Origin of the sequence: Micromonospora sp. NPDC093244 (assembly GCF_040683695.1) — a bacterium.
Taxonomy (GTDB): Bacteria; Actinomycetota; Actinomycetes; order Mycobacteriales; family Micromonosporaceae; genus Micromonospora.
This window is the reverse complement of the sequence record NZ_JBFBEO010000004.1, coordinates 271,205-290,474: the sequence shown is the minus strand read 5'-3', so window position 1 is coordinate 290,474 and position 19,270 is coordinate 271,205. Positions and strand designations below refer to the sequence as shown.

16 protein-coding genes and 1 riboswitch are annotated in these 19,270 nt (G+C 73.8%); of the genes, 9 read left to right on the top strand and 7 right to left on the bottom strand.

The genetic code is table 11. The features are described 5' to 3' along the window. The first annotated feature begins 48 nt into the window (after nucleotides 1-48). Complete coding sequence (locus AB0N27_RS22145; RefSeq protein ID WP_364372858.1) at nucleotides 49-2,238, top strand: ATP-dependent DNA helicase; 2,190 nt, start codon at nucleotides 49-51, stop codon at nucleotides 2,236-2,238. A gap of 140 nt (nucleotides 2,239-2,378) precedes the next feature. Here the strand turns inward: AB0N27_RS22145 and AB0N27_RS22140 are convergent, their stop codons facing one another. After that, on the bottom strand, nucleotides 2,379-3,665 hold the full coding sequence (locus AB0N27_RS22140; protein WP_364372855.1) for an AI-2E family transporter: 1,287 nt from the start codon (nucleotides 3,663-3,665) through the stop codon (nucleotides 2,379-2,381). Between the two features lie 158 nt (nucleotides 3,666-3,823). Between AB0N27_RS22140 and AB0N27_RS22135 the strand changes: the two genes are divergently transcribed. Both AB0N27_RS22135 and AB0N27_RS22130 read left to right on the top strand, forming a co-directional pair. Then, nucleotides 3,824-4,162, top strand: coding sequence for a co-chaperone GroES (locus AB0N27_RS22135; protein WP_354820112.1), 339 nt, complete (start codon nucleotides 3,824-3,826; stop codon nucleotides 4,160-4,162). Nucleotides 4,163-4,243: 81 nt separating this feature from the next. Next, nucleotides 4,244-4,411 (top strand): hypothetical protein, encoded by a 168-nt coding sequence (locus AB0N27_RS22130; protein WP_354820115.1) that lies wholly within the window; start codon nucleotides 4,244-4,246, stop codon nucleotides 4,409-4,411. A 10-nt stretch (nucleotides 4,412-4,421) separates the two neighbouring features. Here the strand turns inward: AB0N27_RS22130 and AB0N27_RS22125 are convergent, their stop codons facing one another. Next, the gene (locus AB0N27_RS22125; protein ID WP_364372850.1) at nucleotides 4,422-5,909 is read right to left on the bottom strand and encodes a PrsW family intramembrane metalloprotease; all 1,488 of its coding nucleotides are present in this window, start codon (nucleotides 5,907-5,909) and stop codon (nucleotides 4,422-4,424) included. A 23-nt stretch (nucleotides 5,910-5,932) separates the two neighbouring features. Further along, a riboswitch (SAM riboswitch) is annotated at nucleotides 5,933-6,053 on the top strand. Between the two features lie 46 nt (nucleotides 6,054-6,099). Between AB0N27_RS22125 and AB0N27_RS22120 the strand changes: the two genes are divergently transcribed. Further along, on the top strand, nucleotides 6,100-7,359 hold the full coding sequence (locus AB0N27_RS22120; RefSeq protein WP_364372847.1) for an aminotransferase class V-fold PLP-dependent enzyme: 1,260 nt from the start codon (nucleotides 6,100-6,102) through the stop codon (nucleotides 7,357-7,359). A gap of 14 nt (nucleotides 7,360-7,373) precedes the next feature. Here the strand turns inward: AB0N27_RS22120 and AB0N27_RS22115 are convergent, their stop codons facing one another. After that, the gene (locus AB0N27_RS22115) at nucleotides 7,374-8,609 is read right to left on the bottom strand and encodes an FUSC family protein (protein WP_364373378.1); all 1,236 of its coding nucleotides are present in this window, start codon (nucleotides 8,607-8,609) and stop codon (nucleotides 7,374-7,376) included. A gap of 106 nt (nucleotides 8,610-8,715) precedes the next feature. Between AB0N27_RS22115 and AB0N27_RS22110 the strand changes: the two genes are divergently transcribed. Further along, nucleotides 8,716-9,372, top strand: coding sequence for a metal-dependent phosphohydrolase (locus AB0N27_RS22110; RefSeq protein WP_364372844.1), 657 nt, complete (start codon nucleotides 8,716-8,718; stop codon nucleotides 9,370-9,372). Here the strand turns inward: AB0N27_RS22110 and AB0N27_RS22105 are convergent. Continuing rightward, a complete protein-coding gene (locus AB0N27_RS22105; RefSeq protein ID WP_364372841.1) occupies nucleotides 9,344-9,628 on the bottom strand; it encodes a DUF4031 domain-containing protein in 285 nt (94 codons plus the stop codon). The genes AB0N27_RS22110 and AB0N27_RS22105 overlap by 29 nt on opposite strands. Before the next feature lie 68 nt (nucleotides 9,629-9,696). Between AB0N27_RS22105 and AB0N27_RS22100 the strand changes: the two genes are divergently transcribed. Then, nucleotides 9,697-11,097, top strand: a complete 1,401-nt coding sequence (locus AB0N27_RS22100) for an FAD-linked oxidase C-terminal domain-containing protein (protein ID WP_364372838.1) — start codon at nucleotides 9,697-9,699, stop codon at nucleotides 11,095-11,097. A gap of 10 nt (nucleotides 11,098-11,107) precedes the next feature. Here the strand turns inward: AB0N27_RS22100 and AB0N27_RS22095 are convergent, their stop codons facing one another. Both AB0N27_RS22095 and AB0N27_RS22090 read right to left on the bottom strand, forming a co-directional pair. Continuing rightward, the gene (locus AB0N27_RS22095; protein WP_364372835.1) at nucleotides 11,108-11,644 is read right to left on the bottom strand and encodes a hypothetical protein; all 537 of its coding nucleotides are present in this window, start codon (nucleotides 11,642-11,644) and stop codon (nucleotides 11,108-11,110) included. A gap of 89 nt (nucleotides 11,645-11,733) precedes the next feature. Then, nucleotides 11,734-13,551 (bottom strand): glycerol-3-phosphate dehydrogenase/oxidase, encoded by a 1,818-nt coding sequence (locus AB0N27_RS22090; RefSeq protein WP_364373375.1) that lies wholly within the window; start codon nucleotides 13,549-13,551, stop codon nucleotides 11,734-11,736. A gap of 80 nt (nucleotides 13,552-13,631) precedes the next feature. Here AB0N27_RS22090 and AB0N27_RS22085 point away from each other — a divergent pair, with 80 nt between their 5' ends. The 3 genes from AB0N27_RS22085 (at nucleotide 13,632) to AB0N27_RS22075 (ending at nucleotide 17,468) form a co-directional block, all read left to right on the top strand. Further along, entirely contained in the window at nucleotides 13,632-16,193 is a 2,562-nt protein-coding gene (locus AB0N27_RS22085; RefSeq protein WP_364372832.1) for a S8 family serine peptidase, read from the top strand. A gap of 15 nt (nucleotides 16,194-16,208) precedes the next feature. Continuing rightward, the gene (locus AB0N27_RS22080; protein ID WP_364372829.1) at nucleotides 16,209-17,144 is read left to right on the top strand and encodes a GNAT family N-acetyltransferase; all 936 of its coding nucleotides are present in this window, start codon (nucleotides 16,209-16,211) and stop codon (nucleotides 17,142-17,144) included. A gap of 78 nt (nucleotides 17,145-17,222) precedes the next feature. Continuing rightward, a complete protein-coding gene (locus tag AB0N27_RS22075) occupies nucleotides 17,223-17,468 on the top strand; it encodes a hypothetical protein (protein WP_364372826.1) in 246 nt (81 codons plus the stop codon). 58 nt (nucleotides 17,469-17,526) lie between these two features. Here AB0N27_RS22075 and groL read toward each other — a convergent pair whose 3' ends face one another. Then, nucleotides 17,527-19,149, bottom strand: coding sequence for a chaperonin GroEL (gene groL / locus AB0N27_RS22070; RefSeq protein ID WP_364372823.1), 1,623 nt, complete (start codon nucleotides 19,147-19,149; stop codon nucleotides 17,527-17,529). Nucleotides 19,150-19,270 lie beyond the last annotated feature (121 nt).

Here is a 19,270-nt window from a genome sequence, read left to right as displayed (position 1 = left end):
GACGGCACGGCCATCGGGCGTACGGGTGGGTCCGCGCCACGCGGGCGGATGGGCGCTGCCGGTGTCGGCGGCGGCGGGTACCGTCGCACGGTGACTCCGCCCCGCACCGCCACCGGTTCCGCCTCCCCGTCGGCCCGTGCCGGGAGCCGGCGGCGGGGCGCCCGACCCAGCGGCACGGAGCTGCTGGCGGCGGCCGTGGGCGCGGTCCCCGGTGGCGCGGCACGCCCCGGCCAGCAGCAGATGACCACGGCGATCGAAGAGTGCGTGACGAGCGGCGAGCACCTGCTCGTCCAGGCGGGCACCGGCACCGGCAAGTCGCTGGCCTACCTCGCGCCCGCGCTCACCGTGGACGGCCCGGTGGTGGTGTCCACCGCCACCCTGGCGTTGCAGTCCCAGCTCGTCGACCACGACCTGCCCCGGCTGGCCGACGCGGTCGAGCCGCTGCTGGGTCGCCGGCCCACCTTCGCGGTGCTCAAGGGTCGTCACCACTACCTCTGCCTGGCCCGGTTGGACAACTCCACCGAGGAGGAGCCGGAGGACACGCTCTTCGACGCTCCGGCCGCCCGCCCCGGCGGCGGCACGAAGTGGCTCGGCGAGGCGGGCCGGCTGGGCAAGCAGATCGAACGGGTACGCGACTGGGCCGAGAAGACCGCCACCGGCGACCGGGACGAACTGGACCCGGGCGTCGACGACCAGGCCTGGCGGCTGGTGTCGATGCCGGCCCGGGAGTGCGTGGGCGCGACCCGCTGCCCGTTCGGGCAGGAGTGCTTCGCCGAGGCGTCCCGGGCCCGGGCCCGGGAGGCCGACATCGTGGTGACCAACCACAGCCTGCTCGCGGTCGACATGCTCGCGGACCGGCACATCGTGCCGCCGCACAAGCTGCTCATCGTGGACGAGGCGCACGAGCTGGCCGACCGGGTCTCCTCGGCGGCGCAGGCGGAGCTGGTGCCGGAGTTGATCGACAGGTCGACCCGGCGGGCCCGCCCGCTGCTGCGACCGGAGACCGCCGAGGCGCTCACCGCCGCCGGCGACGCCCTCGCGGTCGGGCTGGCCGAGGCGCCGGCCGGGCGGCTCACCGCCGGCCTGCCGGCGCCGCTGCGGGAGGCGTGCACACTGCTCGACGCGGCCACCCGCAGCGCGTTGGACGCGATAGGCGACATCAAGTCCGACGATCCGGACCCGGTCCGCAAGCAGCAGGCGAAGGCAGCGCTCGACGACCTCTCCACGACGGCACAGCGGTTGCTGGAGGAGGCCGAGCACGACGTGGCCTGGGTGGAGAAGAACGACAGCGGCAGCCGCCGGGCACTCGTGGTCGCGCCGCTGTCGGTGGCCGGCACCCTCGCCACCCACCTGTACGACGAGCGCACAGTCGTCGCCACCTCGGCGACCCTGGCGCTCGGTGGGCGCTTCGACACGGTGGCCCGTGCCCTCGGGCTGGACGCACCGCCGGTCCCGGCGTCCCCGGCGGCCGCCTCGCTGGCCGCCCGCACCGGGGCGGGTCGCCCGGCCGCCGAGACGCCGGGCCGCCGGTTGGCCGACCCCACCACCATCCCGGCGACCGAGGGCCCGGGGTGGCGGTCGCTGGACGTGGGCTCGCCGTTCGACTACGCGCGGCAGGGCATCCTGTACGTCGCCGCGCACCTGCCCCGGCCCAGCGTCTCCGGCCTGCCCGAGGCGGCCGGGGAGGAACTGCTCGGGCTGGTCGAGGCTCTCGGTGGTCGTACCCTCGGGTTGTTCTCCTCGCGGCGGGCCGCGCAGCAGGCGGCGGAGCTGCTGCGCGCGCGGACCGACCTGCCTGTGCTGTTGCAGGGCGAGGAAGCGCTGCCGCTGCTGGTACGCCGGTTCCGGGAGGAGCGGTCCAGCTGCCTGTTCGGCGTGATGTCGCTCTGGCAGGGGGTGGACGTGCCGGGCGACGCCTGCCAGCTCGTGGTCATCGACCGGCTGCCCTTCCCGCGACCGGACGAGCCTCTCGCGGCGGCGCGGGCGGCGGCCGTGGACGCGGGCGGCGGCTCGGGTTTCGCGGCGGTGAGCGTGCCGATCGCGGCGGTGCGGCTGGCCCAGGGCGTGGGCCGGTTGATCCGGGCGACCGGCGACCGGGGCGTGGTCGCCGTGCTCGACTCGCGCTTGGAGACCGCCCGCGGTTACGGGCCGTTCCTGCGTCGCTCGTTGCCGCCGTTCTGGTACACGACCCGTCCCGAGGTGGCCCGCGGCGCCCTGCAACGCCTCGCGACGACCTGACGCGCGTGTGCCCGCGCGACAAGCGCCCCGACGGTCGAGATCGCGCACCAACAACGAAGTAGTGGCCTCCTCCCGGGGAGGACGCCACTACTTCGAGGATCGAGCACGATCTTGACCGGGGTACGGCGCGGCGCCGGTCCCTAGGGGGCCTGGGCGGCGACCACCACGGCGTCGGGCGGGGTGTCCGGCACGGTCCGCGCGGCCAGCCGCCGCACCGCCGTGTTCAGCACGGCGATCAGGGGGACGGAGACCAGCGCGCCGGTGATGCCGGCGAGCACCACACCGGCGGCGATCCCGATGATCACCGCGAGCGGGTGCAGAGCCACCGCCCGACCCATGATCAGCGGCTGGAGCACGTGCCCCTCGACCTGCTGCACACCGATCACCGCACCCAGGATGATCAGCGCGGTGACCGGGCCGCTGTCGACAAGCGCCACCAGCACCGCCACGCCGCCGGAGAGCGTCGCGCCGACGATCGGGATGAACGCACCGAGGAAGACGAGCGCGGCCAGCGGGAACGCGAACGGGATGTCGAAGACGACCAGGAAGATGCCGATGCCCACCGCGTCGATGAAGGCGACGAGCACTGTCGCCCGGACGTACGCGCCGAGCGTCTGCCAGGAGGCGCGGCCCGCGTCGTCGACCTTCCACCTGGCGGCCACCGGCAGCAGCCGCACCAGGAAACGCCAGATCCGGTTGCCGTCGCGCAGGAAGAAGAACGTCGCGAAGAGCACCAGGATGGTGCCGGTCAGCACCTCGGCGAGCGTCGCGGCGGTGCTCAGCGCGCCGCTCGTGAACTTCGAGGTGTTGTCGTTGATCCAGGCCTGCGCCTCGTCGATGTACCGGTCGAGCTGAGTGTCGGAGAGGTGCAGCGGGCCGGTCTTCAGCCAGTTCTGGATCTGCCGGACACCCTCGGAGGACTTCTCGCTCAGCTCCGGCACGCCCCGGATGAACTCGTTCACCACAAGCGTCAGCGTGCCGATCACCGCCGCCAGGCCGCCCACAAGCACCACCGCCGTCGCCAGCGACCGGGGCAGCCGGGCCCGCAGCAGCCAGCCGACGGCCGGCGCGAGCAGCGCCGAGAGCAGCAGCGCGACAGCCAGCGGGATGATCACGATCTTGATCGTGCCGACGATCCGCAGCAGGGCCCAGGCGACCACCCCGATCACGATCAACCGCCAGCACCAGGCGGCGGCGATCCGCAGCCCGTGCGGCACGTCGGCGTCGTCCCGGCTGGACGTGGAGGTGTGCAGGTCCACCTGGGGTTCCGCGCCGACGACAGTGGCGCTCGGCGGCGCGCTCGGCCCCGGCACGGACGGCGAGGCCACCCGGGCCGGCTCCGGAGCATCCTGGTCGGCGGGGACCGGCTCCCGGCTCGACTGGTAGGCGCGGCGGAGCCGCCCGCGTACCCGCTCGAAGCGGCTCAAGCGCACCTCCTGGCAGAAGAACGGTCCGCCCACGGCGACAGGTCGGACAGCATACGTCCGTTCCCGACACCGTAGGGCAGTTCCGCCACACATTGCCCCCCGGCCTCCCGGCGTAACCACCGGAGGCCGGCCGACGGCGACACGGTAGCGTCTGCGTCGTGACCGCCGACCAGGATCTCGACGCCGGCCTGCCGATCCGCCTCCTGCACGACCGTGTGCTGGTACGGATGGAGGGCGGCGAGGGCGAGCGCCGCTCCACCGCGGGCATCGTCATCCCGGCGACCGCCGCCGTGGGCAAACGGCTCGCGTGGGCCACCGCCGTCGGGGTGGGGCCGAACGTCCGCGCCATCGTCTCCGGCGACCGGGTGCTCTTCGACCCGGACGACCGCTCCGAGGTCGAGTTGCATGGCCGTGGCTACGTGCTGCTGCGCGAGCGGGACGTGCACGCCGTGGCCGCCGAGCGGATCGAGAACGACTCCACAGGCCTGTACCTCTGACGCTCCTCCTCCCCGCCGCGCACCGTTTGCCGCGCGGCACGACGGGAAGCCATCCGGCGACCGTGGCCCTGGGGAGGGACGATGCCGGTATTCGTGAAGAAGCTGCTGACCTGGGGCGGCGTCGCGTTCCTGATCTACTTCATGGCGTTCCGGCCGGACGGGGCCGCGCAGATGTTCAAGGCGATCGGCGCCGCGCTTGTCGCGATGGCCCAGGGCCTCGGTGACTTCCTCACCACCCTGATGACCTGACCGCCCGCTGTCAGTGCTGGCCGGGCGTCCACGGCGCGGCCTGCCGCATGCCGGGCCAGCCGGGAGGCGCGTACCTGACCGGGGGCGTGGGCGGCGCGGGAGCCAGCACCACGGGGATCGGCACCACAGGCTCGTCCGGCGCGTCCACCGGGCGCTGCGTGCCGTCCGGGAAACGCAGGTGGTAGCGGCTGCCGTCCCAGACCCCCACCGGAGCCTGCGGGTCCCGACCCACGAAGAACGACCGGTACGCCCCGATCGCCTCCAGCAACTCCCGCTCCTCCCGGGCCGACCGTTCCTGGTCGGCGGGCTTGCGGTCCAGGCCACGCAGTGTCCCGTCGCGCAGCAGCGCCAGCCGGGTCGCCGCGAACTGGTACCCACGCATCGCCCGCAGGCCGGCGTCCCCGCCGACCCGACGGGCCCAACTGCGGGCCGCGTGCCGACGCCCGAGACTGCTCAGCGCGGCCACCTCGGGCGGGGTCAGCCAGCCGGCGCGTACGTAGTCCGGCAGCGTCCGCTCGGTGAGCCGCCCCTCCCAGGCGCGCAGCCACACCGCCAGCCCCACCATGCCGAAGAAGACAGGCACCATGAGGCCCAGGAAGCCGTACAGCATGATGATCGCCTCGCCGGTGGCCTGCGTGAGAGTGGGCAGCAGGTTCCAGGTGCCGTGCAGCATCATCGCCAGCAGCAGACCGGCGACCGGCGCCAGCACGCGGACCCGCCGGTCCGCCGTCCGGGCCGCGACACCCAGCCCCACACCGGTCATCGAGGTGAAAAGCGGGTGGGCGAACCCGAACAGCAGGATCCGCACGATGAAGATGGCGATCACCTGCTGGGTGCCGGTCGCGGGACCGTAGCGGTCGGCGCCTGCCGCGTAGCCGTACCCGCCCAGGTAGAGGATGTTCTCCACCATGGCGAAGCCGACCGCGGAGAGCCCGCAGTAGACCAGTCCGTCGGTGATCCCGGACCACTCCCGGCGGCGGAACACCAGCAGCAGGATCGGGCCGAGCGCCTTGGTCAGCTCCTCGATGAACGGTGCCACGAGCACTCCGGTGAGCGCGGCCGGCAGGCCCCAGTCGGCGAAGCGGCCGGCGGCGAACTCGTTCACGGTGAGCGAGGCGGCCGTGGAGACGAACGCACCCCAGGCGAAGCAGAAGATCAGGTATTTGAGGGGTTCCGGCTCGTACCGGTCCAGCCAGAGGAAGCAGGCGACCAGCACCGGCACCGGCAGGATGGCGGCGACCACCCCGACCAGCAGGGCCCGCGCGCCGAGTGACTGGCCGAGCGTGAAGACCATGAACACCGCGCACGCGGCGATCACCAGCACCACCCCGGCCAGCACCAGGAACCGCCGCCAGCCGAGCCGGCGCAGTGGCATCCGGGGTGCCTCGCCAGCGGGCGGAGCCGCGGGCGCGGGCGGCGTCGACGGCAGGGGTGAACCGGGCGGGGTGTCGGCCATGCGGTCAGCGTAGCCATCCGCCGCCGGCTGGTCCGGTCGCATCGGCAGCCGCTATGCTGCGGGCAGGTCACGAGCGCCAGCGTCAAGCCCCGGCTTGCTGGCCGGCAACCCTCGTCGAGTTCGCGGTGGGGTGCCCCGGGTGATGACCGGGCCCAGCCCGATCGGTGTGCTGGGCAAGCGCGGACCCCGTCCCGATGCCGCACCCGGGGTCCCTGACCCCGGAGGTTCCGGCGTGTCCGTCACTCTCGTACCCTCGCTGCCCGCCCTGCCCACGGCGGCGCCCGCTCCGCTCGACGTGCTCGGCGTCCCCGGCGAGATCAACCTGGACTACGCGGCAAGCGCGCCGTGCGCGCGGGCCGCGGCCGACGCGGTCACCGAGCTGCTGCCCTGGTACGCGAGTGTGCACCGGGGCGCGGGAGCGCTGTCGCGGCGCTGCACGCTGGCCTACGAGCAGGCTCGGCAGACGGTCGGCGACTTCTTCGGAGCCCGCGCCGACGACCATGTGATCTTCACCAGGAACACCACAGACGCGCTCAACCTGCTGGGCCGGGCGTTGCCCGCCGGCACCACTGTCGTCACGTTCGCCGGCGAGCACCACGCGAACCTGCTGCCCTGGCCGCGCGGCTCGGTACGACTGCCGGTGCCCGCCGACCCCGCCGGGGCGGTACGCGCCCTCGCCGCCGCCCTGGCCGAGCTGCGCCGGGACAGCAGTCCGGCACTGCCGGTGCTGGTCTCGGTCACCGGGGCCAGCAACGTGACCGGGGAACGGTGGCCGGTCGCGGAGCTGGCCCGGGTGGCCCACCGGCACGGGGCCCGGATCGCACTCGACGCCGCGCAGCTCGCCCCGCACGAACCGGTCGACAGGCTCGCGCTCGACGTGGACTACCTGGCCGTGTCGGGCCACAAGCTGTACGCCCCGTTCGGCGCGGGTGTGCTGATCGGCCGGGCCGACTGGCTGGACGCCGCCCCGCCGTACCTGGCCGGTGGTGGCGCCACCAGCCGGGTCGGCCCGGCCACCCACGACGTGACCTGGGCGACCGGCCCGGCGCGGCATGAGGGCGGCACCCCGAACCTGCTCGGCGCGGTGGCGCTGGCCGCGGTGTGTACGGCGCTCGCCGGGGCGGACCGGTCCGCGCTCGCGGCCCGTGAGCAGGCGCTGCTGGCTCGGCTGCGCACCGGGGTCGCCGCCCTGCCGCACGTGGTGGAGCTGCGCACCTTCGGCCCGGACGCTTCCCGGGTCGGGATCGTCTCGTTCGTGGTCGCCGGGTGGGACTCCGCCGAGGTGGCGGCCCGGTTGGCCGTCCAGCACCGGATCGGCGTACGCGACGGGTTGTTCTGTGCCCACCCGCTGGCCCGGCGGCTGCTCGCCGAGGCGGCCGGGCGCAGCGGTCGACGGGACCTGCCGGCCACCGCGCTGCGCGCCAGCATCGGCCTGGGCAGCACCGTCGACCAGGTGGACCGGCTCCTCGCGGCGCTCGCCGAGCTGGGGTGAGGCGCGCGGCCCGCTCAGCCGACGGGCGGGGCGGTCGGCGGTTTCGGTGCGCCGCCCGGCTCGGCCGGTTCACCGATGGGCCGTTCCTGCTCGCCGAAGGCGTTGCGGATCCACCGGTTCGCCTCCTCCTGGTCGATTCCGGAGGCCACCAGCAGGTCACTGGCCGTGGTGCGGATCTGGGCGATGACCACACTGCCGGAGAAACCGACCCCCGCGCCGTACGCCCGGCCGGCCTCGCTCACGGCGCGCAGGGACCGCTCCCGGGCCTTCTCCGGCGTCTCGCCCGCGGCGAACTCGTGCTTGAGCAGCCGCACCGACTCGGCGAGGTGACCGATCCCGTCCGCCATCGGGTCGGGCATCGGCTCGTCGTCCTCGATCAGGGTGACCGATCTGCGGATCAGCGTGCCGCTGTTGCGCATCGCCCGGTCGATGGGGTCGGCCGCCTCCGCGTAGTGGGTCAGCTCGTCGCGGCGGTGCCAGCGGGCCGGGGACAGCGTGGCGGTCTCCTTCGCCCCCTCGATGGCCTCGGCCAGGGTGGCCAGTTCCTCCTTGTTGTCGCGCAGCCGGTCCAGTGCCCGCTGGACGGCCGCCCGGTCCCGGTTGCGCAGCCCGTCCGCGGTGGCGTCGAGCTGGACGGCGAGCAGGTCCAGCGCCGGCCGGGCAGCCCGGTTGATCACCCGTAGCGGGTTCAGCGGCAGCAGTACCGCCGTCACCAGCAGGGCGATCCCACCGCCGAGGAACGCGTCGACGAAGCGGGGGATCTCCAGGTTCTGGGTCGACGGGCTCAGCGTCACGATAAGCACCGCCGTGGCGGCCGCCTGGATGACGATGGCGACGCTCGCCCCGGCGAAGATCGTGAGCAGGATCGCCACGGTGACCACCAGGCCGAGCTGCCACGCGCCGGTGCCGAGGAAGTAGATCAGCAGGTCACCGACGAACACCCCGACGCCCACCCCGGCGATCAACTCCACGGTGCGGCGGAACCGCTGGCCGACCGACGCGGCGAGGGTGCCGACCGCCGAGATCGGCGCGAAGACCGGCTGCGGGTTGCCGAGCAGCCGGTGCGAGACGAAGTACGCAAGGCCGGCCGCGAGCCCGGCCTGCACGGCCAGTCCACCTGCCATCCGCACCCGGTGCAGGCGGTCGTGCAGGGTGGCCCGGCTGCGGTGACGCAGCTCCTCGGTGGCCTCGGCGATCCGGGCGCCGTCGATGTCCACCAGCCCATCGCGCAGCGCGGTACGCCGCACCATCGGTGGTCGCTTGTCCCGGGCCACGGCCATGGGCGCGACTACCCGTGGCGGGCCCGCTGAATCCTCAGGTCCTGCGCGTCGCGGGCGGATGCGACAGAATCGGGCGGTGGCTGATCTGCTGGACCGGTGGCGGGTGGCGGCCCAGGGTGCCGGCGCGCGGCCCGGGCCGGCGGTGACGCGGGCCGGTGAGCACCTGCTCGACCGCTGGCGGGAGCCGCAACGGCACCACCACACGCTCACCCACCTGGTCGCCGTCCTGGACGTGGTGGACCGGCACGCCGACCTGGCCGGTCGGGTCGACCTGGTGCGGCTCGCCGCCTGGTACCACGACGCGGTCTACGACCCGCGGGCCTCCGGCGACGCCAACGAACGGGACAGCGCCGCGCTGGCCACAGGCGTGCTCACCGGGCTCGGGGTGCCCGCGTCCGCCGTGGCCGAGGTACACCGCCTGGTGCTGCTCACCGCCGGGCACGCGGTGACACCGCAGGACCGCGACGGCGCGCTGCTCTGCGACGCGGACCTCGCCGTGCTGGCCACGCCGCCTGAGGCGTACGACAGCTACGCGGCGGCCATCCGGCGGGAGTACGCGCACGTACCGGAGCCGGCCTTCCGCGCCGGACGGGCGGCGGTGCTGACCGGTCTGCTGGAACTGCCCGCGCTGTTCCGGCTGCCGCCGCTGGCCGCCCGCTGGGAACGCCCGGCCCGGGACAACCTGCGCCGCGAGCTGGCCGCGCTCACCGACCCACCGGCGCGGGCGGGCTGACCAGGTGCTTCGGGCGGCGCAGACCGGCGTCGCGGAGCAACCGGACCAGCTCCCGGCTCGGCACCACCCGGGCACCGAGCCATACCGCCGCCGCGAACCGATCGGCGGGAATGTCGTAGTGGTCCCTGTCGAAGCCGCGCCGGGGCGCGCCCAACGCCTCGGCGAAGGCGTGCAGCTTGGCGTACGAGACGTCGCTGATCAGGTGTGACCAGAGCCGACCGCGCCACGGCCAGGCAGGCCGGTCCAGGTAGAGCATGGCATCCACGCTATCCCGCGCAGTGGATCACGTTGATGATCGGCGGCCGGGGACCTAGCCTCGGCTGCATGGCCCCCACCGGACTCCTCGACGACCTGCGCGCCGCGCTCGGCGAGAACGCCGTCCTCACCGACCCGGACCTGCTGCTGATGCACAAGCGGGACGAGGCGGACCTCTGCGCCGCCGGCACACCGCTGGTGGTGACCCGCCCCCGCACCACCGAGCAGGTGGTCGCGGTCGTCCGGGCGGCGGCTCGACACGGCGTACCGGTGGTGCCGCAGGGCGCGCGGACCGGCCTCGCCGGAGCGGCGAACGCGGTGGACGGCGCGGTGGTCCTCAGCACCGTCGCGATGGACGAGATCCGCGAGATCGACCCGGTGAGCCGCATCGCCGTGGTCCAGCCCGGGGTGGTCAACGCGACCCTGGCGGGGGCGGTGGCCAAGCAGGGGCTGTGGTATCCGCCGGACCCCGGCTCATGGGAGTCGTCCACGATCGGCGGCAACGTGTCCACGAACGCCGGCGGCATGTGCTGCGTCAAGTACGGAGTGACCACCGAGTACGTGCTCGGCCTGGAGGTCGTGCTCGCCTCCGGTGAGGTGCTGCGCACCGGCCGGCGTACCGCCAAGGGCGTGGCCGGCTACGACCTGACCCGGCTCTTCGTCGGCTCGGAGGGCACCCTCGGGGTGATCACCGAGGTGACAGTGGCGCTGCGGCCCGCCCCGGCCGAGTCGCTGACCATGGTGGCGGTCTTTCCGTCCACGGCCGCCGCCGGCGCGGCGGTGGCCGCGATCGCCGCCCGGGGGCTGACGCCCAGCCTGCTGGAACTGCTGGACCAGACCCACCTGCGGGCGATCGAGGCGTACCAGCCGATGGGGTTGCGGACGGACGCGCAGGCCCTGCTGCTGGCCGCCGCGGACACCGGCACCCGGGCGGCGGACGACCTGGCCGGGCTGGCCGAGGTGTGCGAGGCGGCCGGCGCCGACGAGGTGTACGCGGCCACCGACGCGGTGGAGGCGGCGGCGTTGTTGCAGGCCCGGCGGCTGGCGCACCCGGCGATGGAGAAGTTCGCCGCCGACGCCTACCCGGGGGGCAACGGCGGTCTGGTGATCGACGACGTGGCGGTGCCTCGTGGTTCGCTCGCCGCCCTGCTCGACGGGGTGTCCCGGATCGCGGCGGAGTGCGAGGTGCCGATCGGCGTGGTGGGGCATGCCGGGGACGGCAACATGCACCCGAACATCGTGGTGGACCGGGCCGACCCGGCGAGCGTGGAGCGGGGTCGGCGGGCGTTCGACGAGATCATGCGGCTCGGCCTGGACCTGGGCGGCACCTGCACCGGCGAGCACGGGGTGGGGCTGCTCAAGCGGGACTGGCTGGCCCGGGAGATCGGGCCGGTGGGCGTCCGGGTGCACCAGGCGATCAAGTCGGCGCTCGACCCGACCGGCCTGCTCAACCCCGGCAAGGTGCTCTGACCCCGGCGGCTCAGCCGATGACCTCGGCCGGGGTCGCCTGGGTGAGCAGCAGCAGGATCTCCCCGGCGACGACAGGTCGTTCCTCGCCAGGGCAGTCCTGTGAGGTGATCAGCCCTGCCGACGTGAGCAGGCTGGAGGTCAGCGCGTCGATGCAGGTCGCCCGGTACCGCCGGACCTGGTCGGTCTCCTCGGCCAGCCTCGGGTCGGCGAGCAGCACCTGGAGCCGTTCGGTCTGCTCGGGCGCGAGCGTGCCACGGGAGTTGACCCCGTCGCCCGCGCAGTCCAGGCACTGCCACGCGCCGTTGCGCTCGACGCTCAGGGTGCGCAGCGGGCCGTCGGTGCCGAGCCGCTGGAGCAGGCTGACCTGCCCCGCCGCGACGGTGGTGGGGATCTCGGGCAGCGGTCCGCCGGCCGCAGAGCCCACCGGGGGCGCCGCCTGCGGTGTCGCACCGGCGTCCCGTTCGAACAGCGAGCAGCCGGTCAGGGCCATGGCGAGAGCCGCAGCGAGAAGGGGCCCGAGCAGACGGGGGCGCGCGCGGTACAGCACGCGCGGAAACCTACCCCACCGTAGGTAGCGTGCGAAACCACCATCCGGGCCGCTATCGATGGTTACCCTTCGGTAACGTCACGATTCGGTCATCGCGCCGATGACGGCAAGGTCGCCTGATCGTCGTCGCCGCCACGGTCGGCCGCGTAACCCCTGACATCCGGAGCACCGAGACGGGCCGCGTCCGCCGTCGCGTCGTCAGGCATCAACTGGGACTGCCGCTCGGCCTCCACCCGGGCGCGGTAGTGCTCCACCTCGCGGACCCGGGTGCCCGCGTCCCAGCCGAGCACCGCACCCATCAGCTCGGCGGCGTGCTCGGCCGACTCCAGGCCCCGGTGGGAGGTCTCGAAGGAGATCCGGGTACGCCGGGTCAGCACATCCTCCAGATGCAACGCGCCCTCGGCCCGCGCCGCGTACGCGACCTCCGCCGCCAGGTACTCGGGCGCACCGGCCAACGGGGAGGCGAGCAGCGGATCCGCGTCGATCAGCGCCAGCAGGTCCAGCGTCAGGGTGCCGTACCGCTCCAGCAGGTGCTCCACCACACCCACCGGCACGCCGTGCCGACGGGCCAGATCGGCCCGGTCCCGCCACATGGCCGGGTACCCGTCGGCACCCAGCAACGGCAGGTCGGCGGTACGCGACGGCCGGGCGCCACCCAGCCGGCGGGCGGCCCGGTCGACCACGTCCGAGGCCATCACCCGGTACGTCGTGTACTTGCCGCCGGCGACCAGCAGCAACCCGAGCATCGGCTCGAAGACGGCGTGCTCGCGCGACAGCTTCGAGGTGGAGTCCGCCTCGCCGGCCAGCAGGGGCCGCAGCCCGGCGTAGACGCCCTCGATGTCGGCCGTGGTCAACGGCCGCTCCAGCACCGTGTTGACCTGCTGCAACAGGTAGTCGATGTCGCGGGCCGAGGCGGACGGGTGGGACCGGTCCAGCCGCCAGTCGGTGTCCGTCGTACCGATGATCCAGTGCCCGCCCCAGGGAATGACGAAGAGCACCGAACTGGCCGTACGCAGGATCAGCCCGGTCTCGCCGGTGATCGCCGAGCGGGGAACCACCAGGTGCACGCCCTTGGACGCGCGTACCCGGATGCCGGGCCGCAGGCCCACGTCGTTGAGCATCCGCGACATGTCGTCGCTCCACACACCCGTGGCGGCGATGACGGTACGGGCCTGCACCTCGAACTCGGCGTCCGGTGAGCCGGCCGGCGCCTCCAGGTCGCGGACCCGGACGCCCGTCACCTCCCGCGCCTGGCGGATCAACCCGACGGCGCGGGCACTGCTCACCACAGTGGCGCCGAGGCTGGCCGCCGTACGGGCCAGGGTGACCACCAGCCGGGCGTCGTCGACCTGACCGTCGTAGTAGCGGATCGCGCCGGCAAGCGCGTCGGCCCGCAGGCTCGGGAAGATCCGCCGGGCACCCTCACGGGTCAGGTGCCGGTGCAGTGGCATTCCCCGGCCCCCGCCGAGGACCCCGGCGAAGGCGTCGTAGGCGGCCACACCGGCGCCGTAGTAGGAGCGGCGCAAGAGCCGGGCGGGCAGATCCCGCACGCCCCGACCGGCGGGCAGCGGCACCAGGAACGGCACCGGGCGGACCAGGTGCGGCGCGAGCCGGGTGGCCAGCAGGCCGCGTTCGGTGAGCGCCTCGTGGACCAGGTGGAACTCCAACTGCTCCAGGTAGCGCAGGCCGCCGTGGATGAGCTTGCTGGAACGGCTCGACGTGCCGGCCGCCAGGTCACGCGCCTCCACCAGGGCCACCTTCAGCCCCCGGGACGCCGCGTCCACTGCGGCGCCGGCACCTGTCACCCCGCCGCCGATGACCAGCACGTCGAAGCGCTCGGCGCGCAGTCGACGCAGGTCAGCGGCACGGCGCACCGGCGAGAGCTGCCCGGCGACGGATCGGGAGATGTTGGGATCTCGCACCCGTCCACCGTATCCGCCGTGGGCAGCGCGCCGACATGCGCCGTCCGCCCCGTACTGTGCGAGTCATGCAGGCCGGCTCTCCGTCACCCGCTGGTCAACCGCTGCCGTACCGGCCGCCTCCGCGCCCGGCCAGCCCGTGGCCGGTGGTCGCGGCCGCGCTGGTGGGCGGCTGGACCGTCGTGGTCACCGTTGGCACCCAGACCGGTGGCTGGGTCACCGACCAGGTGCTGCTGGGCTTCGGACGGGACCGGGCCGGCTGGCTCTGGCCGGTGCTGGGCCTCGCCGCAGTCGTCCTGGTGGGCACGCCCGCGCTGCTGCTGGCCGTGCTGCCCCGGTCGGCCCCGGTGCGGGCCACCGGACGGGTGTGGCTGGCCGCCGTTCTCGCGCTCGGGGTGTTCACCCTGCTGCGGATCGTGCCGCTTGTGCACCACGAGGCGTACCTCGCCGCGCTGGCCGCCGTGGCGGCGCTCGGCGCGCTCGCCGCGACCCGGTGGGCGCGCCGCCCGGCCGTCACCGGCGACGCCGCTACGCCCGACAGCCCGGCGCCGGACGGCCCCGCACCCGACGGCCCAGCGCTGGACGGCCCCGCATCGCACGCCGGCGCGGCGGACGCCGACGGCGGACCCGCGCCGGCCGGAGGACGGTTCCGCCGGCCCGGTGCGGTGCCGCTGCTCGCCGTCGCCGCCGGCCTGGCGCTGCTGCTGCCCTGGGCCTGGCTGGGCGCGCTCGGCGGCCTGCTGGAGACCGTGCTGGCGCTGCTGGCCGCCGCCGCGATCGGCAGACTCGCCGCGACACTGCTCGACGCGACCTTCTGGTCCCGCTTCGCGGTAGGCAGGCCACCCCGGCCGGCCCGCCTGGTGCTTGTCGGCGGCCTGGTCGCCGGGGTGGCGCTGCTGCTGCTCGCGGCCGGTACCGGCCAGTCCGGCACCCAGCTACCCGCGCTGCTGACCCTGCCGCCCGCGGGTTTCACGCTGGCCGCCCTCTGGGCCGCTACCTGGCGATCCACCGCCGACCCGGCGGGCGCGGCGCGGGCCGGGCGGACGGCGACCGGCTGGCTGGTGGGGCTCGGCGTACTCGGACCGCTGGCGTTCACCGACCCGGAGGAGATCAGCCTGCTGCTGGTGGGCACCCGCGACGTGCCGTTCTGGGTGGCGGCCGCCGCCGGTGCCGGGCTCGCCGTCGCGGCAGTCGTCGCCATCGGGTACGCGGTGTGGCTGGCACGGCAGTCGGCCCGTACCCCGAGCCGGCGGGTGGCCGCGATCACCGCCCTGGTGCTGCTTGTGACGTTCGCCCTGGTGGACGTCGGGCCGGGGCAGCCCGGCCTGCACGGCGAGCGGCTGCTGGTGGTGCTGCGCGAACAGGCCGACCTGACCGGTCTGCCGGCCGGCGTACCGGGCCGGGCGGGTCGGGACGCCAGGGCCACCGAGGTCTACCGGCGGCTGGTGGACACGGCCGAACGCAGCCAGAGCGACCTGCGCCGCGACCTGCGCCGGCTGGGGCTCGATCCGGTGTCGTACTACCTGGTCAACGCGGTGGAGGTGGACGGCGGTCCATTGGCGCGGGCGTGGCTCGCGCGCCGGCCGGAAGTGGACCGGGTGCTGGTCAGCCAGCGTCTGCGGCCCCTGCCCGCGCCGGCCGGGCAGACCCGGGGCACCGCGCCCGCGCCCACCGGTCCGGAGTGGAACATCCGCCAGCTCGGTGCCGACCGGGTGTGGTCGCAGCTCGGGGTGACCGGCAGGGGCGTCGTCGTGGGTAGCTCGGACTCCGGCGTGGACGGCGCCCACCCGGCGCTGCGGGCCGGGTTCCGCGGCGGCGACGACTCCTGGTACGACCCGTGGAACGGCACCCGGTCCCCGACCGACAAGGGTGGGCACGGCACCCACACGGTGGGCAGCGCGGTCGGGCGGGACGGCATCGGTGTGGCGCCGGACGCGCAGTGGGTGGGCTGCGTCAACCTGGACCGCAACCTGGGCAGCCCCGGGCACTACCTGGACTGTCTGCAGTTCATGCTGGCGCCCTTCCCGGCCGGCGGTGACCCCTTCACCGACGGGCGACCGGACCGCGCCCCGCAGGTGCTGACGAACTCGTGGGGCTGCCCGCCGGTCGAGGGCTGTGACCAGAGGGTCCTGCGACCGGCCACCGCCGCACTGGACGCCGCAGGGATCTTCGTGGTCGCCGCCGCCGGCAACACCGGTCCGTGGTGCGGGTCGATCGAGGACCCGCCGGCGCAGTACCCGGACGTGCTGACCGTCGGCGCTGTGGACGCGCAACGGCGGGTGGCGGAGTTCTCCTCGCGTGGGCCGGTGGCCGGCGGTGTGGTCAAGCCGGACGTGCTGGCACCGGGCGTGGAGGTGGTGTCGGCGATGCCGGGCGGCGGGTACGGCGTCCTGGACGGAACGTCGATGGCGTCTCCCCAGGTGGCCGGCGTGGTGGCGCTGATGTGGTCGGCGAATCCGGCGCTCGTCGGCGACCTGGCGCGTACGCGGCAGATCCTGCGGGACACCGCGACGCCGGCCGTGCCGACGTACCGCTCGCGTAACCAGGCGGACGCCTGCGGCGGCCCGGCGAACGTCACGGGCGCCGGGGAGGTCGACGCTCTCGCCGCCGTCCGCGCCGCCCAGGGGTGATCTAGGGTCGCGACCATGGACGCCGAGATCACCGTCACCGAGCTGACCCCCGACCTGAGCCCCGCCGTGGTGCGGCTCTGCGAGCTGGCTCTCGACCTGCCCGAGGACGCCACCGAGGCGGCCCCCATCGTCGACGTGCTCTGGCCCCGCGCCGGCGCCGACCGACCGGTGGTCGCACTTGGCGTCCAGCGGGGGGCCGATCTGGTCGGTGTGCTGCTCTGCTCGGTGTCGCCGACCGATCCGGGAGTCGGGCACGTGGACCTGGTCGCGGTGCTGCCGGACCAGCGGCGCCGGGGAGTGGGGCGGGCGCTGCTGGCGCGGGCCGAAGCGGTGCTCGCCGAGCGCGGGGTGACCGAGGTGCTGCTCGCCGGGAACCCGCCGTACTACGCGTGGCCGGGTATCGACGTGCGGTACACGCCTGCGGTCTGCGCCGCCCTCGCGTCGGGCTACCGGCAGGACCGGACGGCCTGGAACATGACAGCCGACCTGTCGTACGACGAGTCGCCGGCACTGCGGTCCACGGAGGCGGCGGAGCGGCGGCTGGCCGAGCGGGGCATCACGGTACGGCGGGCGGAACCGGCGGACCTGCCGGCGTTGACCGCGTTCGCCCGGGCCACCTTCGGTGGGGCGTGGGACGGCGAGGTGGCCGGTTCGGTGGGCCGTACGGGGGCCGGGTGTCACCTGGCGGAGAAGGACGGCGAGCTGCTCGGTTTCGCCGCGTACGGGTCGTCGCGGCCGAGCTGGTTCGGGCCGATGGGCACCGCTCCGGCCGCCGAGGGTTCCGGGATCGGCGGGGTGCTGCTGCGTCGCTGTCTGCGCGACCAGCGGGCGCAGGGCCTGGACCGCGCGCAGATCGGCTGGGTGGGGCCGGTGCCGTTCTACTCGGGCAGCGCGGGCGCGCGGATCGAGCGGGTCTTCTTTCTGTACCGGCGGACCCTACCAGTGGCATAAGTGGGCAAATGGGACATAGATTCATTCGCCCGCATCGCCCATCGACCGCCCCCTACCGTTTCGGTAGAGGAGGCAGCCATGACCACGGATGACGACCAGACCGAGGACGGCCCGCCGATCACCTGGAAACCGGTAGGCGAACTGCCAGGCCAACTGCCGTTCGACAGGCTCGACTACGGCGACGCCGAACAACTGGCCGAGATGACCACCGACGCCGAGCCGGCGGTCGAGGAGCCGCAGGAGATGGTGGACGCCCCGATCCAACTGCTTCCGCCGTACGACAGGGCACAGAAGAGGCGTAACCAGCGCCCGCTGCCCACCTGACGACGAACGGGGCGGACCGCGTCAGCGGCCCGCCCCGTTCGGTGTGTCGGAACTGGACTCAGAAGTCCATGTCCCCGCCACCCGGGCCAGCCGGGGCAGCCGGGGTCTTCTCCGGCTTGTCCGCGACGACGGCCTCGGTGGTGAGGAACAGCGCGGCGATCGACGACGCGTTCTGCAGCGCCGAACGCGTCACCTTGGCCGGGTCGATGATGCCCGCGGCCAGCAGGTCGACGTACTCGCCGTTGGCGGCGTTGAGGCCGTGACCCGCTTCGAGGTTACGGACCTTCTCCACCACGACGCCGCCCTCGAGGCCGGCGTTGACGGCGATCTGCCGCAGCGGGGCGTCCAGCGCGACCTTGACGATGTTGGCACCGGTGGCCTCGTCGCCGACCAGGTCCAGCTTGTCGAAGGCGGTCTTGCCGGCCTGCACCAGCGCGACGCCACCACCCGGGACGATGCCCTCCTCGACGGCGGCCTTCGCGTTGCGAACGGCGTCCTCGATGCGGTGCTTGCGCTCCTTGAGCTCGACCTCGGTGGCCGCGCCGACCTTGATGACCGCAACGCCGCCGGCCAGCTTGGCCAGCCGCTCCTGCAGCTTCTCGCGGTCGTAGTCGGAGTCGCTCTTGTCGATCTCGGCCCGGATCTGGTTGACCCGACCCTGGATCTGGTCGGCGTCGCCGGCACCGTCGACGATGGTGGTCTCGTCCTTGGTCACCACGACCTTGCGGGCGCGGCCCAGCATGTCGACGCCGACGGCGTCCAGCTTGAGGCCGACCTCCTCGCTGATGACCTGGCCACCGGTGAGGATGGCGATGTCGGCGAGCATGGCCTTGCGGCGGTCACCGAAGCCCGGCGCCTTGACGGCGACGGACTTGAAGGTGCCCCGGACCTTGTTGACGACCAGGGTGGCCAGGGCCTCGCCCTCGATGTCCTCGGCGATGATCAGCAGCGGCTTGCCCGACTGCATGACCTTCTCCAGGATCGGGAGCAGGTCCTTGACCGACGAGATCTTGCTGTTGACGATCAGGAGGTAGGGGTCGTCGAAGACGGCCTCCATGCGCTCCGGGTCGGTCATGAAGTAGGCCGAGATGTAGCCCTTGTCGAAGCGCATACCCTCGGTGAGCTCCAGCTCCAGCCCGAAGGTGTTGCTCTCCTCGACGGTGATGACGCCTTCCTTGCCGACCTTGTCCATCGCCTCGGCGATGATCTCGCCGACGCTGGTGTCACCAGCGGAGATGGAGGCGGTGGAGGCGATCTGCTCCTTGGTCTCGACGTCCTTGGCGAGCTTGGACAGCTCCTCCGAGACGCTCGCGACCGCGGCCTCGATGCCCCGCTTCAGGGCCATCGGGTTGGCGCCGGCGGCCACGTTGCGCAGGCCCTCGCGAACCAGGGCCTGGGCCAGGACGGTCGCCGTCGTCGTGCCGTCACCGGCAACGTCGTCGGTCTTCTTCGCGACCTCCTTGACCAGCTCGGCGCCGATCTTCTCGTACGGGTCCTCGAGCTCGATCTCCTTGGCGATGCTCACACCATCGTTGGTGATGGTGGGGGCACCCCACTTCTTCTCGAGCACGACGTTGCGGCCCTTGGGGCCGAGGGTCACCTTTACGGCGTCAGCGAGCTGGTTCATGCCCCGCTCGAGGCCGCGGCGCGCCTCTTCGTCGAACGCGATCATCTTGGCCATACGGCGTTGTCCTCCTGGACACTCACGGGCCACCCGAGATGTGTGCCCCGGATGGGCCGCCTGGTGTACGCACCTTGGGACGTCGCCACCTGGCGACGACGACGTCCTTCGGCCGGGCCGG